This is a genomic window from Mesorhizobium sp. B264B1B, from assembly GCF_020165765.1.
GTDB lineage: Bacteria > Pseudomonadota > Alphaproteobacteria > Rhizobiales > Rhizobiaceae > Mesorhizobium.
This window is the reverse complement of sequence record NZ_JAIUIS010000006.1, coordinates 356,513-371,549: the sequence shown is the minus strand read 5'-3', so window position 1 is coordinate 371,549 and position 15,037 is coordinate 356,513. Positions and strand designations below refer to the sequence as shown.

Sequence of the window (15,037 nt, the reverse complement as noted above, 5' to 3'; positions counted from 1 at the left end):
GACGGAAAACCGTACACACTTTTCTTGGAATTGCTCTAGCTCCTTCTTTCGCCGGCGGGCCGCAGCAGTCCGCCGGCGCTCCCCGAGCGATCGAGAAATCGTCATGGCCGAAGCGAAAACTTCAACGTCCCAGCGCCCTATCGTAACGATGCAACGCATCGGCAAGTCGTTTGGCGCGAACCGCGTGCTGTCGGACATTTCGTTCGAGGTCAAGGCCGGCGAAACGCATGCACTGCTCGGCGAAAACGGTGCGGGCAAGTCGACGCTCATGAAGATCCTCATGGGCGCGTATCGGACGGACGAAGGCCGGATTCTGTTCGACGGCGAGGACGTCACCGCCCTGTCGCTTCGAGAGAGGATCGATCGCGGAATCGCAATGATCTTCCAGGAGCTGAGCGTCTTGCCGAACCGTTCGGTTGCCGAAAACCTGTTTATCCTTCGCGAGCCGCTCGCCTTCGGCCGACGTGTCGATGCCAGAAAAATGCTGCGCGAGGCCCGGGCTCTGATCGAGCGATTTGCCTTCTCGCTCGATGCTTCGGCACGTGTGGGCGACCTGGCGTTCGCTCAGCGCCAGATGGTCGAGATTCTCAAAGCGATCTCGCGGGGCGCCAAGCTGCTCGTAATGGACGAGCCGACTTCGTCCCTGACCATCCATGAGGAGGAAACGCTTTTTCGGACAATCGGTCAGCTCAAGCAGAACGGAATCGGTATCGTCTACATCAGCCATCGCATGGCCGATGTGCTGCAGCTTTCGGATCGCATCTCGATCATCAAGGATGGGCGACTGGTCGGCCCGCTCGATCCGGAGAAGACGTCCATCGAGGATATCGCGTCGTTGATGTCCCGGCCCAAGGTCGAAACAGCTTCCCCAGCCGCAGCCGCGCCAGCAAATCGTCAACCGGCGACGCCCGCCGGGATGCCGGCTCTTGAGGTCCATGACCTTGCCACCTCGCGCAAACTGTCCGGCGTGTCGTTCTCGATCGGCCCGGGCGAGATCGTCGGCCTTGCCGGGCTTGTCGGCAGTGGCCGCTCGACCCTGGGCAAGGCCTTGTTCGGCATCCTTCCGGATGTAACCGGCCACATCGCCGTCGGGAGCGACCTCGTCCAGCCGGGCAGTGTGAGCAGGGCCATCGCTGCCGGTATCGCGCTTGTTCCCGAAGACCGTCGGCTCGAAGGTCTTGTGGGTGGGCGCTCGATCGAGGAGAACCTCGCGCTCCCCCGCCTTTCCGATTTCTCGCTGGCGGGTCCGTTCGGGCCGATGGCGAAGGCCCGGATAACGGCTCTGTTCAGACAATACCGGGACGATCTCAGTATCCTGTGCCGCGGTCCCTTACAGAAAGCCCAGGAGCTTTCGGGCGGCAATCAGCAGAAGATCGTCTTCGCCAAATGGCTGGCCATGAAGCCGAAGCTGTTGATCCTCGACGAGCCAACCTCCGGCGTCGACATCAATGCCAAGCGCGATATGCGCGACCTTGTGCGCCGCACGGCCGGCGAAGGCGTCGCCGTGCTGCTCATTTCTTCGGAACTCGAAGAACTCCTGGATTTGTCCGATCGCATTCTGGTGATGGCGCAAGGGCGGATCACGCGCAGCATCGATCGCGCGGACGACGAGACAAAACTTCGCGCGTTGCTGCAGGCCGAGGCGGCCAGACAAGCCAGTACGCGCGCCCAGGGAGTTGCAGCATGAAACCTTCGCCTATGCCCTCGCACGCAAATGCGATAAATTTTTTCCGCGATCACATCACCTATGTGATCTTCCTGGCGATAACCCTCTACTTCGTCCTGTTTGCTCCCCACTTCGCGTCTGTCTCGACCGCAAGCGCGGTTCTGCGCATCACGGCCATCGTTTCGGCAATGGCGATCGGCATGACATTCGTCATCATCTGCGGCGAAATCGACCTGTCGGTAGGATCGGTTGCAAGTTTTTCAGGGATGATCGGAGCGCTGCTGCTCGGCCAGGATGTTCCCACCTACGTCGCAGCTCTTCTGGTGCTGGCAGCCGGCGCAGCGATCGGGGCCACCTCCGGCATCCTTGTTACAAAAATACGCATCCCATCGTTTCTTGTGACCCTTGGCATGCTGTCGATCTTTTCCGGACTGGCGCTGACGATCACCGGCACCCGGCCAGTGTCGATCGTCGACGATGATTTCTCGAACCTGTTCTGGAACGGCAGTTTTCTGGGCGTGCAGGCGCCAATCTGGTGGACGATCGTCCTAACTGCCGTCGGCTATTATCTTCTGCACCAGATGCCCTTCGGCAGGCGTGTTTATGCGACTGGTGGAAACCCTGTAGCCGCCCGCTTTTCCGGGGTGCGGACGGACAGCGTCAAGATTTTCGCCTTTGTGCTGTCCGGCATGATGGCATCCCTTGCAGGCATGATGCTCGCGGCCCGCTCCACCGCCGGCAATCCCAGCCTGGGGGCGGGTCTCGAACTCGACGTCATCGCGGCCGTGATCATAGGCGGGACAAGTCTCTTCGGCGGCTATGGATCGATCGTCGGTTCTGTCGTCGGAGCAATCTTCATAGGAATTCTCGGATTCGGTCTTCTCGTGCTCGGTCTTTCGACCAGCATCCAGGAGGTGATCAAGGGCGCTATCATCATCATTGCCGTCTCGTTGAACCGGCGTTGAAAGCAGCAGAGTTCCATGACCCGACGAAACGCGCGCGTTCCACGCGTTGACTGCCGAAATCGCGCCGTGCCCACCTGAAATTTCTTCACCGGCTATACGGCCCGCTCGGTGTCTGCGCTAGGTAGCGGCTTCGTTGGCCAGGTGGTCCTTCATGAGGTCACCATAAGATTCAACATCGAATGCGGTTGGAAAATTCTCGGGCTTATAGGCCGGGATCGCCGCCTTCCGATCCAGAACCGACTGATGGACCAGCGGCCGCCGTCCCTGTCGCTCGATCGTGCGCGGCTCGGCTTGCGGTAGGTAGAAGCCGAGGACCGATTTTCGCTTCCATTCACGCCATTTGACGGACTTTGGGATCCACTCGAGCGGCTTCCAGCCCACGGTCATTGAATCATGCACGATCCCCAACGGATCGGGGCTGACGAACGTCATCGTCCCCTCGCCCTTCCCTTCCCCGAAGACAAGCCGCTCCAGCATGCGGGAATTGGTCTGCAATCCAAATGCTTTGGCCTGATCAACCATCCAGTCGAGCGGAAATTTGGATATGGCGCTTTCCTCTTCAGGATAGCCACCGCCGACATCCGAATGAGATCCGGCGAACCAGACTTGCCTGATGTCCTGCTCTTTTGCCGGCGCAATCTTGTCGAAAGGGTTTTCGACGAATGGCTGCGGCTCGATCCACCGGTTCAACCGGAACATGCGGCGATGCTCATCGATCGCAATTGCATGTCGAAAGACTTCGACGCTCGGGTTGGTCCTCGTATGCGGCAGTGTGAGGAGCTGTGGCAGAAGCCGGTCGCCTCGCGGCACGATGATCGACGCTACGGTGTCCCAGACACCAAGAAACTTGATGCGCGCGTCCCGGGCTCCTGAAACCTTGGAAAAGTGCCAGGCAACGTTAAGGTCGTGCTCGTCGCTGGCTTGCTTGTAAGAGCTTACGGCATACTCGACGATGTTGAGTTGGTCCGGATGCAGCAGGCCGATCATGTGGATCAAGCCCGCAACGGCGCGGGCTGTATAGGCTCCCCGGCTGAAGCCAAAGAGGAAGATTGCGTCCCCTTCGACGTAGTGCCTGCAGATGAAGGCGTAGGCGCCGGCGATTTCGGCGTCGAGACCATATCCAGTTGCGAGCTCGAACACGGATTTCGCGTTCTGGCGCCATCGCGTCAAGGCATCGCTGGCACCGATGGTTCCTATGCCGGCGTCGTAATAGACGCGCTGCTCCTCATTCTTCTTCAGGATGCGGAACAACTTCAAGACGTTCGAGAGATTGCGCTCGATCTGGTTTCCCGTTCCATCGCAGCAGACAACGATGTTTTTGCCAGTCCGCTTCAACACCACCGCCTTTGAAGGTCCAGTTCAGACCAACCAATTTTGACCCAAGCTGTGGATCACATCAACAGGCGTCTGACGATGGGTACCGACGAGAATGTAGCGGCGCGGTCGGCGTGGTTCCGGTGGCGAAAGAAGAGGGGCTCAATCAAAGAAGCCCGTATCCTCTTCCCTGAGATACTTCCTGGCTGCTTCGGCGTCGATATCGAGGCCCAGGCCCGGCGCTTCCAGCAGGTCCACCATGCTGTCCTTCACGATCTGCGACGGCAGGCCGATCACGAGATCCTCCCACCAGGGGTCGGAGGCGCTGGGATATTCGAAGGCGATGTAGTTGGCGGGCAAGGTGGCGCAAACGTTGATCAGGGCGCCGAGGCCCAGCAGGCCGTTCGCGGTGCCGTGCGGCGCCATCAGGATCGAGTGCATGTAGGCATGCTCGGCGACCCATTTGAGCTCGGCAATGCCGCCGATATCGGCAGGATCTGGGCCGATGACGCGCACCGCCTGCGTCTCGATCAGCTCCTTGAAATTGTGCCGCAGGTAAATCTGCTCGCCGGTATGGATCGGCGTCGAGGTGGAGGTGGTCAGCTCCCGATAGGCCTGCGGATTGACCCACGGCACATAGTCGCCGGTCAGCATGTCCTCGAGCCACATCAAATTGTACTTCTCCACCGCGCGAGCGAACTTGATCGCATCGGGCAGCATCCAGCCCGGGCCGCAGTCGAGCGCCAGGCTGACCTTGTCGCCCAGCACTTCCTTCATGGCGATCACGCAGTCGAGCATGTGGTTGAAACCGCGCTCGCTGATCACGCCCTGATCCATGGCACCGTGATAGCCGGCCTTCTTCTGCGTCACGCCATAATGGAAGTCCTCGATGCTGTCCTTCATGTTCGAGTGGAACGAGATTCCTTGCTTGACCATGAAGAAGTTCTGCGGCTGCTCCATCATCCATTTGACGTCGGCCGCATAATCCTCCGGCCGGTCGCCCGCGCGTTTCCGGCGGATCGAGCCGTTATAGACGCGCACCTTGTCGCGCACCTTGCCGCCGAGCAGTTTGTAGGCCGGCACGCCAGCGGCCTTGCCGGCAATGTCCCACAGCGCATGCTCGATCGCGGAGACGGCGGCGCCATAGGGCTTGAACGAACCTCGCTGGCGGATCTTCAGCATCACCCGCTCGACGTCGGTCGGATCCTCGCCGATCAGCGCCTCGCGGAAATGCAGCACAAAGGGCTTGAGATAGGTCTTTGTGAACTCGACCTCGCCAAGGCCATGGAGGCCCTCGTCAGTGACGACGCGAACGATGGGATGCCGCCCGATGACGGCGCAGCGCAGGTCGGTGATCTTCATGGCACAGTCCTATTTCACAGACGAGAAAGCTGTCGGTGTGAGCAGCTGGCTGGCGATATTGGCAACGATCTGCCCGTCACGCTCAGACTCGTCCCGGGCCCTGTGCCATGCCGGATCGGTGACGAAAGCCGCCCATTTCGCCTCACGCTCGGCCAGCGATTCCCAGGCGAGGAAATAGGTAAGGCGATTGCTGTTTTCGCCGATCGCCGTGGTGAAAAACCCGGCTTGGCGGATGCCATGCCTCTCCCAGATGGCCAGCGTCTGGTCGGAAAAGCGCTTGAGCAAAGCCGGCAGCCTGCCCGGCAGGCAGTCATAGATACGCAGTTCGTAGATCATGGTTTCGTCCGTTTCTTTCTTCGCCTCTCCCCACGGAGAGGTCGACACAAATGGTCGGTCGTTAGCCCTGTGAGCTTGAGGAATGAGGGCTGGGCGTCTGGGCTAACTCCAGGTCCGGTCCCAGCTATATTCATTGTCCCAATGCTCGGTGGATTGCCAGATGCCGACGACACCCGGCTGCAGATGCTGCGAGATCACCTCGTCTACGACGTCGTCGATCCCCAGACCCGGCTTGTCCGGAACAGTGATGAACCCGTCCTGCACGAGCGGCTTGGGAAGGCCGGTGACGATATCGTCCCACCAGTCGACATCGGCGGAGTGGTATTCGAGCGCCATGAAATTCTCGGTCGCGGTCGCGACATGGGCCGCGGCCATCGCGGCGATTGGACTTTCGGCCATGTGGATGGCCATGGCGACGCCGTGATCCTGCGCCATGTCGCCGATCTTCTTGGTCTCCAGGATGCCCCCGCTGGTGAGCAGGTCCGGGTGGATAATGGAGAGGCCACCGCTCTTGAGCAGCGGTTCGAACCCCTCCTTGAGGTAAATGTCCTCGCCGGTGCAGATGGGCACCGTGGTGGCGTCCTGCAACTGCCGGTACTGCTCGGTGTACTGCCAGGGGATTACATCCTCGAGCCAGGCCGGCACGTATTTTTCAATTCGCCTGGCGAGCCGAATGCCGTTCTGGAGTGAGATGTGGCCGACGTGGTCGATAGCGAGCGGGATCTCCATGCCGATGACCTCGCGAACCTCGGCAATGTACTGCTCGAGCAGGTCGAGGCCCTTGTCGGAAAAATGGAGGCCGGTAAACGGGTGGGCGACATTATGCAGGTCGTAGGCCGCGTTGCGGGCGCGCCGCTCATCAACGGTCTTGAGCGGGCCGCGGGCGGGATGAACGCGATAGCCTTCGAGTGAGCCGGCAGGAGACACGACCGCGCCGGGCACATCCGCGATCTGCATCAGCCCCAGATCCATCTTGAGGAAGGTGAAGCCGAGCTCCATGCGCTGCTTGAGACGTTTGCCGGTCTCTGTGCCGCTCGGCACGGTTGCATCGGTATCGCAATAGAGGCGCACCTTCTCCCGAAACCGGCCGCCGAGCATCTGGTAGATCGGAACGCCATAGGCCTTGCCGGCGAGATCCCATAGCGCGATTTCGACCGCCGAGACGCCGCCGCCTTGCCGGCCGTGCCCGCCGAACTGCTTGATCCGGCGAAACAGGCGATCGATGTTGCAGGGATTCTCGCCAAGCAACCGGCTCTTCAGCATCAGCGCGTAGGTGGCGCTGGCCCCGTCGCGCACCTCGCCAAGCCCGACGATGCCCTGGTTGGTGTAGATCTTGAGCAGCGCCGTTGTGAACGGTGCGCCGACGATTTCAGCCACCCGCATGTCAGTGATGCGAAGATCGGACGGCTTGGAGTTCATGTTCACCCGATCAAGGGCTTCGTCGGCTCCACCGGTCTTGGGCATCACTTATCCTCGTTTTTGGTAGGCGGGCTTTTCGGCGGCATGCAGCCCCGACATGCGACATGCGTCAGCCCAGCTCAATCTCGTGGGCTTGCAGGTACTCGCGGTCCATCTCGATGCCGAGACCGGGCCTCGACGTCAGTTTGAGGCTGCCGTTCGAAACGTCGAGCGGTGTGTCGATGAGATGATCGTATTTACCCAGGTTCCACTCCGACGTCTCGAGCTTGTAGAAGTTAGGAACTGTCATCATCACCTGCGCCCCTGCCACCACGTTGATCGGCCCCGCGGCGTCATGCGGCGAGACCGGGACGTAGTAGGCTTCGCACAGGGCAGAGATCTTCTTGAGTTCGGTAATGCCGCCGGTCCAGGTGACGTCAGGCATAATGTAGTCAGCGAGCTTGTTTTCGAGCACCGGCACGAAGTCCCACTTGGTATGGCCGCGTTCGCCCCACGAGATGGCGGCGCTGACCTTCTCACGCACCTGCTTGAGGGCATTGAGGCTCTCGGGCGGGCAAGGCTCCTCGAACCAGTCGATCTGGCCGGCTTCCTCGAGGCTTCGGCAGAGGCGAATGGCGGTCGGAACGTCGAAACGGCCGTGCGCATCGATGAGGATATCGACATCAGGGCCCGCCGTTTCGCGGATCAGAGCCGTGAGTTCGGCCGCTTCGCGCTCGTCCTTGCGGGTCATGCTGCCATCGAGGTAGCCGTCCCGCTGTTCGCGCGACACGCCATCGGCGCCACGTCGCTGATGCGGGAAAGGATCAAACTTGAGCGCGGTGTGTCCGGACTCGACGATGTCCCGAATTTCGCGGACCACCGCCTCCTTGCTGGTAAATTTGGACTGGTTGGGATGGGTGTAGAGCGCGATTTCATCGCGCACCGGCCCGCCCAGCAGCTCGTAGATGGGCTTGCCCAAAACTTTGCCCCGGATGTCCCAGAGAGCTATGTCGATGGCGCTCACGCATTCGACCGCGGCGCCGCGGCTGCCCATATAGGTGAAGCTGCGGAAAATCTTGTGCCAGAGGTGCTCGATCCGGGCCGGGTCCTCGCCGGTCACGGCGGCGCCGATCTGCCGCAGGATCGTGCAGAGCGCGCGGTTGGCGAGCTTGGTGGTGGTCGTGATCTCTCCCCAGCCGCTCACCCCCTCGTCGGTCGTCACTTCGACGAACAGGTACTCTCCCCAATAGGACGCATCGGACTTGATCAGCCACGGCCGAATGCTCGTAATTTTCATGTCAGCTACCTCTGTCTGATCGTCGGGCTAGCGATGTTCTGGAACGGGCATTCTATCCGGCCCGAGCGGCGTTGCGCGCACGCATATGTTCGAGGATGTGCCGGCCGGAGCCCTCGACATGGCGAGCAACGAGTTCGGCCGCCTTGTCGGCATCTCCCGCCTTTACCAGCGCGATGAGCTCGCGGTGCTCGCGAATGATCGCGGCACGCCGGGCAAGCGTGAAATTGAAACGCCGGCTCACGGCTCGCAGCACTTCACGATGCTTCCACCAAAGCTCGGCGGCATGGCGGTTGTAATGCCGCTGGTACATCACGGTGTGGAAGGCGGTATCCAGCTCGCTGTGCCTGAACGTATCGGCGAAGTTGTTCTCTTCAATCAGGTCCTGGAGACGTTGGAGTTCGGCGATGTCCTCGCCGGTGGCCATATTCACAAACCATCGCGTCAGAGCCGGCTCGATCAGAACGCCGATCTCATAAATGTCGCGGACAAACTCCTGATCGATAGGCCGGACGCGCGCCCCGCGGTTGGGGAGAAAGGTGACAAAGCCTTCGCCGCGCAACAGCTGCAAGGCTTCGCGCACGGGGTTGGTCGAGGTGCCGTGGCGCCGGGCGAGATCAGTGACCACGAGCCGTTCGTTGGCGGCAAGCCGTCCCTCGATGATGTCTTCCCTGATCAGCTCATAAAGCGAGGCGCCTTCGCTGGACGCCCCTATGGGGTCAATCCCCACCGGTGGCTTGGCTTTGAAATCGTTTGGTTCGGCCAAGGCCGGCTCCCCTGGATTAATACACACCCTTTCCGATTAACACGCAAAGTTTCGATAAACAATGTACGATCTAACGCGTTGACAGGCAATTCATGATCTGAAAACGTACAAGGCTCCCGAACGGGTACACAGATACAAAGACGTCCTGCGATCAAACGAGCAAGACCGCTTTGCCTCGCCGCAAAGCGGCATGGGAGAACCAGGGAGGATACCTATGACGAGGATTATACTCGGCAGTGCGGTCCTGCGCGGCACTGTCGTCAGCGTTTTGGCGGCATCGCTGATGTCCACATCGGCGCTGGGCGCGCCGCCGGTCGACCTCAGCAAGTGGTCGCCGGAATATGTCCGCGCCATTGCGGGAACACAGGATTTCGACACGGCGGCCGATTGTGCCAAGGTCACCCCGCTGGACTACAAGGGGCGACTGACCTTCTGGTATCAGGGCGTGTTCGAGGGCGACCCCGACCTCCTGCGCCAGTACTACAAGGAATTCTTCGAAACCTTCCGCAAGACCTATCCAAACATCCAGCTCGAGGAACAAGCCCTCACCTATAACGATCTTCTCGACAAGTTCCGCACCGCGCTCCTCGGCAATGCCGCGCCGATGGCGGTCCGCTTGCAAATCCTGGGTGGTACCGAATTCGCTTCAAAAGGCTATCTGCAGCCGCTGAAGCCCGAGGATGTGGGCTATTCGACCGAGGACTTCTGGCCCGGCGCCATGAAGGCCGTGACCTGGGACGGGGTGACCTACGGCATTCCAACCAACAACGAAACGATGGCGTTCATCTGGAACGCCGACATCTTCAAACGCGCCGGCCTCGATCCGGACAAGCCACCGGCAACCTGGGACGACGTCATCAAGTATTCCAAGCAGATCCACGACAAGCTCGGCATTGCCGGGTATGGCCTCGTGGCTCGCAAGAATGCCGGCAATACGCCGTATCGCTTCATGCCGCAGCTATGGGCCTATGGTGGCGGCGTCTTCGACGAAGCGGCGGCAAACCCGACCTATGAGCAGGTCGAGCTGAACAGCCCGCAGAGCAAGGCGGCGCTGCAGGCTTCCTACGACATGTATGTTCGCGACAAGTCGGTTCCGGTTTCGGCACTCACCAACCAGCAGGCCGATAACCAGCCCCTGTTCGTCGCCGGCCAACTCGGCATGATGATCTCGCATCCTTCCGACTACAATGTCATGCTCGACCTGCAGAAGAAGGCGACGGGCACCGACAAGGACAAGGCGCAGACCGTCATAGACAACATGCGCTACGGCCTGATCCCGGCCGGGCCCGACGGCAAGCGCGCGGTCGTGTTCGGCGGCTCGAACATCCACATCCTGAAGCCCGAATATGTCGAAGGCGGCAAGGTAGACGAGCCGGCGGCGAAGGCTATCATCTGCATGTGGACGAGCCCTGAATGGTCGCTGAAGATGGCCTATGCCGGATCGAATCCCGGCAACCTGAACGGCTTCAAGACCAAATGGATGAAGGAACGTCTGGACAACATCAAATTCCTCGATGTCACGACCTCGATGCTGCCATACGGCATCCCGTTCCCAGCGCTGCCGCAGGCCCCGGAGATCATGAACATCATCGTCCCGGACATGCTGCAGAATGCCCTGACCGGAGCGATGACCGTCGACCAGGCGGCGGACGACGCGGCCCAGAAGGTGAAAGACCTGATGGGCGGGCTCTAGCCTGCGCCTGACCCACGACCTGACCGGCTGCGCTGACAGCGCAGCCGGTTCGTTCCGAAGAAACAAGGGCATACCATCGTGACGATCGTGACCGGCAAGGCCGAGGCGCGCCGAAAATTGCAACCCGGCAGGTCCGGTGCGCTGCGGGATATCTGGGAGCATCGCGCCGACTACGCGTACGTGCTGCCCGCGATCGCCGTGATGCTCATCGTCATCGCCTATCCGATCTACTACACGATCGAGCTGTCGTTCTATAAGACGCCGCCCGGCCTGCAGCTCCGTGACAAGACCTTTATCGGCTTCGACAACTACACGGCCATCCTCACCAGCGAGGTGTTCTGGAAAGTCACCTGGAACACGCTGGTCTGGACATTCGGGTCCACCTTCATCTCCTTTGTCCTGGGGTTTGCCACTGCGCTGGCGCTCCACCGCGACTTTATCGGACGCGGTGTGCTGCGCGCTATCCTGATCATTCCCTGGGTCATCAGCGCGGTCGCCGCCTCCTATATCTGGAAGTGGATCTACCATTCGGATTTCGGCATCATCGGCGCAGTGCTGGTCGGCCTCGGATTGGCCGACCGACCGCCGAATTTCATCGACAATGTCAGCACGGTTCTCCCCTCCCTGATCGTCGTCAACATCTGGCGCGAGTTTCCGTTCGCTATGATCATGATGATGGCGGGCCTGCAGACAGTCCCCGAGCAATTGCTGCTCGCCGCGAAAGTTGACGGAGCCAATGCCTGGCAGCGCTTCTGGCACGTCACCTTCCCGCACCTTCGAAACGTCTCGGTGGTGACGATCCTGCTGCTGGCAGTGGCCAACTTCAATTCCTTCATCATCCCCTGGATCATGACCGGCGGCGGGCCGTCGAACGCGTCGCATATCTGGATCACCCATATTTACGAACTCGCCTTCGGCCGGCAGCGCTGGGGCGTGGCATCGGCCTATTCGGTGCTCCTGTTCATCATCCTGATGACGCTGGGCTACTTCTATGTCCGTGCGCTGAGCGGCAACGAGCGGAAGGAGGGCGGTGCATGAGCGCGATTGCCGAGACGGTCTCCCGAGGCCAGACCCGTCGCCGTATGCGCGTCGACGGGTGGCGGTGGGCCGGGCGCATCTTCCTCGTTTTCATGCTGCTTTATACGGCGTTGCCGATGATCTGGATGCTGATCACCTCGATCAAATCGGGGTTCGCGGCGACGCAATTCCCGCCGCAATGGTGGCCGGACGAGCCGACCCTCGCCAGCTATCAGAAATTGCTCGATCCGCAGAACAGCGTCGGCCAGGACTTCCTCCGCTTCTTCTGGAACAGCCTGTTCGTGTCGACCGTCACGACAATCCTTTCCGTGATCGTGGCTGTCCCCGCGGCCTACGCTTTTTCGCGCTTCAGTTTCCCCGGACGGAACTTCCTGTTCTTCGCCGTTTTGCTGCGCAACATGTTCCCGGCAGTGATCTTTCTCGTGCCGCTCTTCATCCTGATGCGCGCGATCGGCCTGGTGAACACGCACGGCTCGCTCATTCTCACCTATCTGACCTTCGGGCTGCCGCTGGCGATCTGGCTGCTCAAGGGCTTCTACGACAACATCCCGGTGCAACTCGAGCAGGCGGCGCGCATCGACGGCGCAACGCGGTTCCAGGCCTTCATCCTGATCGTGATGCCGCTCTCGACGCCTGGGATCATCGCCACCGCGATCTATTCCTTCATCGGCGCGTGGAACGAATACATCTACGCCTACACCTTCCTTTCCAAGAACGAGCAATTGACGCTGCCGGTCGGCATCCAGCGCTTCTTCTCGGAAAACACGACGGACTTTCCGGGCCTGATGGCGGCCAGCTTCATGATGAGCGTGCCCGTCGTGGTGCTGTTCCTCGTCCTGCAACGATACTTCGTACGCGCCCTTACAGAAGGCGCGGTCAAGCATTAGGGAGTTGCCGATGGCCCACGTGGTCCTCAAAGATCTCGTCAAGACCTATGGCGGCTTCAAAGCTGTCAACGATGTTTCGCTGACGGTCAATGACGGCGAATTCGTTGCGCTGGTCGGCCCTTCAGGCTGCGGCAAGACAACCACGCTCAATCTCGTCGCGGGGCTGACCTCGATCACATCGGGCGACATCGTCATCGGAGACCGGGTGGTCAATGATCTCGACCCCAAGGACCGGGACATCGCAATGGTGTTCCAGAACTACGCGCTGTACCCGCAGAAATCGGTCTACAAGAACCTGGCGTTCCCGCTGCAGATGCGCAAACTCTCCAGGGACGAGATCGACAAGAAGGTCAGGGAAGCGGCGCGCGTTCTCGACATGACGCACCTGCTCGAGCGCAAACCGCGGGAACTTTCGGGCGGGCAGCAGCAGCGCGTCGCCCTTGGCCGTGCCCTCGTCCGCGACCCCGCTGTGTTCCTCATGGACGAGCCGCTCTCCAACCTCGACGCCAAACTGCGCGTGCAGATGCGATCCGAGATCAAGCGCTTCCACCAGGACCTCAAGGCAACGATCATCTACGTGACGCACGACCAGCTCGAAGCCGTGACCATGGCCGACAAGATGGCGGTGATGAATGGCGGCTATCTGCAGCAATACGATTCACCGGCGCAGGTCTTTGCCCATCCGGTCAACATGTTCGTCGCCAGCTTTATCGGCAGCCCGGCGATGAGTCTCATTCCGCTGGAGGCTTCGACGGCAAACGGCAGCACCGCGCTGACCAGCGCGGAAGGCTGGACGCTTGAGCTGTCGCAACTCAACGCGCGCAAGGTCCAGGGAGCGACCACCAAGAAGGTCGTGCTCGGCGCGCGGCACTCGACGATCAAGCTGCACAAAAGCGCGGTCCCGGGCGCCATTCCGGCCAAGGCCTATACGGTGGAGCCGACCGGAGACGTCACCTTCGTGCAAGCATTCCTGTCGGGCGCCATCGTCAACATCAGCGTGTCGCCCAACGTCGCCGTCAAACCTGATGAGCGGATCTGGCTCGAGTTCGACCAGGAGCGGATGCATCTGTTCGACGGCGAAACTGAAATGGCCCTCAAGGCCGATTGAGACAGGGGATGCGCGTGGAACGCGGGCGTGTATGACCAAGAACCTGAAGATCACCGCGATCAAGCCCTACCCGGTATGGGTGGGAACGCGCAACCAGATGCTCGTCAAGGTCGAGACCGACCAGGGTATCTTCGGCTGGGGCGAGAGCGGCTTGAGCGGTCGCGAGAAAGCCGTGGCGGGCGCGGTCGAGCACTATCGCGAGTTTCTCATCGGCCGCGACCCGATGCAGATCGGCCTGATCTGGCAGGAGGTTTACCGCAGTCAGTACTTCGAAGGAGGCCGGGTCCTGCAGGCGGCGATTTCCGCCATCGACATCGCCCTTCATGACATCAAAGGCAAGGCGCTGGGGGTGCCCGTCTACGAGCTGCTTGGCGGCAAGCAGCGCGACCGCGTGCCCACCTTCGCCTCGACCGGAGACGAGGCCGAGGGCGATGTTGCGATCGAACGCGCCCGCGAACTGCGCGCGCAGGGCTGGCAGGCAATCCGCTTCTTCCCCATCGGACAAAGCAGCAAGGACGTCTTCGAGCCGCGTGAATCGATCGGCCCTACGGCGAGCATGCTGAACAAAGCGCGCGAGGCGCTGGGCGATGAGGTGGTGCTCGGCGTCGATTATCATCACCGGCTGTCGGTGGCCGAGGCGGCGAGCTTCTGCAGCAAGCTCGGCCGCGGCGTGCTTGATTTCCTCGAGGAGCCGATACGGGCCGAGACACCAGAGGCGTACGAGTCCCTTCGTACGATGACCGACATCCCCTTTGCCATCGGCGAGGAATTTGCCAGCAAGTGGCAGTTCCTGCCTTACATCGAGCGCGGCATCCACCAGTTCAACCGGCTCGATGTCTGCAATGTCGGCGGGCTCACCGAGGCGATGAAAGTCGCTGGCTGGAGCGAGGCGCACTATGTGGACCTGATGCCACACAATCCCCTTGGCCCGGTGTGCACGGCCGCAACCGTGCATCTCGCCGCCGCGGTGCCCAACTTTGCGTGGCTAGAAACCAGGATCCCCGAAAGGAAGCTGGGTTTCGACAATTCCGACTTTTTCCCCGTACAGCCAAGGCTCGACGGGCCCGATTATCCGGTCAGCGACCTGCCGGGGCTCGGCGTCGAGGTCAATGAAGCGGCGGTCCAGGCGCAGAGTTTCCGTTTCTGGGAAGCGCCACATCTCAAGCGCCGCGACGGCTCTGTCACCAACTGGTAATTCAATTTCAACCGG

General features: G+C 61.0%; 13 protein-coding genes. 7 read left to right on the top strand and 6 right to left on the bottom strand.

Annotated features, from left to right (window positions below):
* The first annotated feature begins 103 nt into the window (after positions 1-103).
* Positions 104-1,687 (top strand): sugar ABC transporter ATP-binding protein, encoded by a 1,584-nt coding sequence (locus tag LB547_RS15490; protein ID WP_140764048.1) that lies wholly within the window; start codon positions 104-106, stop codon positions 1,685-1,687.
* The gene (locus LB547_RS15485) at positions 1,684-2,631 is read left to right on the top strand and encodes an ABC transporter permease (RefSeq protein ID WP_181168517.1); all 948 of its coding nucleotides are present in this window, start codon (positions 1,684-1,686) and stop codon (positions 2,629-2,631) included. Before LB547_RS15490 ends, LB547_RS15485 begins: the two co-directional genes overlap by 4 nt.
* Positions 2,632-2,748: 117 nt before the next feature.
* Here LB547_RS15485 and LB547_RS15480 read toward each other — a convergent pair whose 3' ends face one another.
* The 6 genes from LB547_RS15480 to LB547_RS15455 form a co-directional block, all read right to left on the bottom strand.
* Positions 2,749-3,969, bottom strand: a complete 1,221-nt coding sequence (locus tag LB547_RS15480) for a DUF2235 domain-containing protein (protein ID WP_318013606.1) — start codon at positions 3,967-3,969, stop codon at positions 2,749-2,751.
* A gap of 138 nt (positions 3,970-4,107) precedes the next feature.
* Positions 4,108-5,307, bottom strand: a complete 1,200-nt coding sequence (locus LB547_RS15475) for a mandelate racemase/muconate lactonizing enzyme family protein (RefSeq protein WP_140496529.1) — start codon at positions 5,305-5,307, stop codon at positions 4,108-4,110.
* Between the two features lie 9 nt (positions 5,308-5,316).
* Positions 5,317-5,643 carry an NIPSNAP family protein gene (locus tag LB547_RS15470; protein WP_140496531.1) on the bottom strand — a complete coding sequence of 109 codons (327 nt, stop codon included), beginning with the start codon at positions 5,641-5,643 and terminating at the stop codon, positions 5,317-5,319.
* A gap of 102 nt (positions 5,644-5,745) precedes the next feature.
* Positions 5,746-7,107, bottom strand: coding sequence for a mandelate racemase/muconate lactonizing enzyme family protein (locus LB547_RS15465; RefSeq protein ID WP_140557675.1), 1,362 nt, complete (start codon positions 7,105-7,107; stop codon positions 5,746-5,748).
* 64 nt (positions 7,108-7,171) lie between these two features.
* Positions 7,172-8,338 carry a mandelate racemase/muconate lactonizing enzyme family protein gene (locus LB547_RS15460; RefSeq protein WP_140764056.1) on the bottom strand — a complete coding sequence of 389 codons (1,167 nt, stop codon included), beginning with the start codon at positions 8,336-8,338 and terminating at the stop codon, positions 7,172-7,174.
* A gap of 52 nt (positions 8,339-8,390) precedes the next feature.
* On the bottom strand, positions 8,391-9,101 hold the full coding sequence (locus LB547_RS15455; RefSeq protein ID WP_140524027.1) for a GntR family transcriptional regulator: 711 nt from the start codon (positions 9,099-9,101) through the stop codon (positions 8,391-8,393).
* A 214-nt stretch (positions 9,102-9,315) separates the two neighbouring features.
* On the opposite strand from LB547_RS15455, the gene LB547_RS15450 reads away from it, so the two are divergent.
* The 5 genes from LB547_RS15450 to LB547_RS15430 all read left to right on the top strand — a co-directional run bounded on the left by LB547_RS15450 (position 9,316) and on the right by LB547_RS15430 (position 15,022).
* Positions 9,316-10,794, top strand: coding sequence for an ABC transporter substrate-binding protein (locus LB547_RS15450; protein ID WP_140764059.1), 1,479 nt, complete (start codon positions 9,316-9,318; stop codon positions 10,792-10,794).
* Between the two features lie 78 nt (positions 10,795-10,872).
* Positions 10,873-11,832 (top strand): carbohydrate ABC transporter permease, encoded by a 960-nt coding sequence (locus LB547_RS15445; protein ID WP_140738509.1) that lies wholly within the window; start codon positions 10,873-10,875, stop codon positions 11,830-11,832.
* Entirely contained in the window at positions 11,829-12,719 is an 891-nt protein-coding gene (locus LB547_RS15440; RefSeq protein ID WP_140496543.1) for a carbohydrate ABC transporter permease, read from the top strand. The genes LB547_RS15445 and LB547_RS15440 overlap by 4 nt, the downstream gene beginning before the upstream one ends.
* A gap of 10 nt (positions 12,720-12,729) precedes the next feature.
* Positions 12,730-13,827 carry an ABC transporter ATP-binding protein gene (locus LB547_RS15435; protein WP_140496545.1) on the top strand — a complete coding sequence of 366 codons (1,098 nt, stop codon included), beginning with the start codon at positions 12,730-12,732 and terminating at the stop codon, positions 13,825-13,827.
* A gap of 31 nt (positions 13,828-13,858) precedes the next feature.
* On the top strand, positions 13,859-15,022 hold the full coding sequence (locus LB547_RS15430; protein WP_140496547.1) for a mandelate racemase/muconate lactonizing enzyme family protein: 1,164 nt from the start codon (positions 13,859-13,861) through the stop codon (positions 15,020-15,022).
* The last annotated feature ends 15 nt before the right edge of the window (positions 15,023-15,037 follow it).

Excerpts from the sequence above, each read along its gene's own strand:
- LB547_RS15430 (WP_140496547.1), top strand. The coding sequence starts at position 13,859 with ATGACCAAGAACCTGAAGATCACCGCGATCAAGCCCTACCCGGTATGG.
- LB547_RS15485 (WP_181168517.1), top strand. The coding sequence starts at position 1,684 with ATGAAACCTTCGCCTATGCCCTCGCACGCAAATGCGATAAATTTTTTC.
- LB547_RS15435 (WP_140496545.1), top strand. The coding sequence starts at position 12,730 with ATGGCCCACGTGGTCCTCAAAGATCTCGTCAAGACCTATGGCGGCTTC.
- LB547_RS15440 (WP_140496543.1), top strand. The coding sequence starts at position 11,829 with ATGAGCGCGATTGCCGAGACGGTCTCCCGAGGCCAGACCCGTCGCCGT.
- LB547_RS15475 (WP_140496529.1), bottom strand. The coding sequence starts at position 5,307 with ATGAAGATCACCGACCTGCGCTGCGCCGTCATCGGGCGGCATCCCATC.
- LB547_RS15460 (WP_140764056.1), bottom strand. The coding sequence starts at position 8,338 with ATGAAAATTACGAGCATTCGGCCGTGGCTGATCAAGTCCGATGCGTCC.
- LB547_RS15490 (WP_140764048.1), top strand. The coding sequence starts at position 104 with ATGGCCGAAGCGAAAACTTCAACGTCCCAGCGCCCTATCGTAACGATG.
- LB547_RS15450 (WP_140764059.1), top strand. The coding sequence starts at position 9,316 with ATGACGAGGATTATACTCGGCAGTGCGGTCCTGCGCGGCACTGTCGTC.
- LB547_RS15470 (WP_140496531.1), bottom strand. The coding sequence starts at position 5,643 with ATGATCTACGAACTGCGTATCTATGACTGCCTGCCGGGCAGGCTGCCG.
- LB547_RS15465 (WP_140557675.1), bottom strand. The coding sequence starts at position 7,107 with ATGCCCAAGACCGGTGGAGCCGACGAAGCCCTTGATCGGGTGAACATG.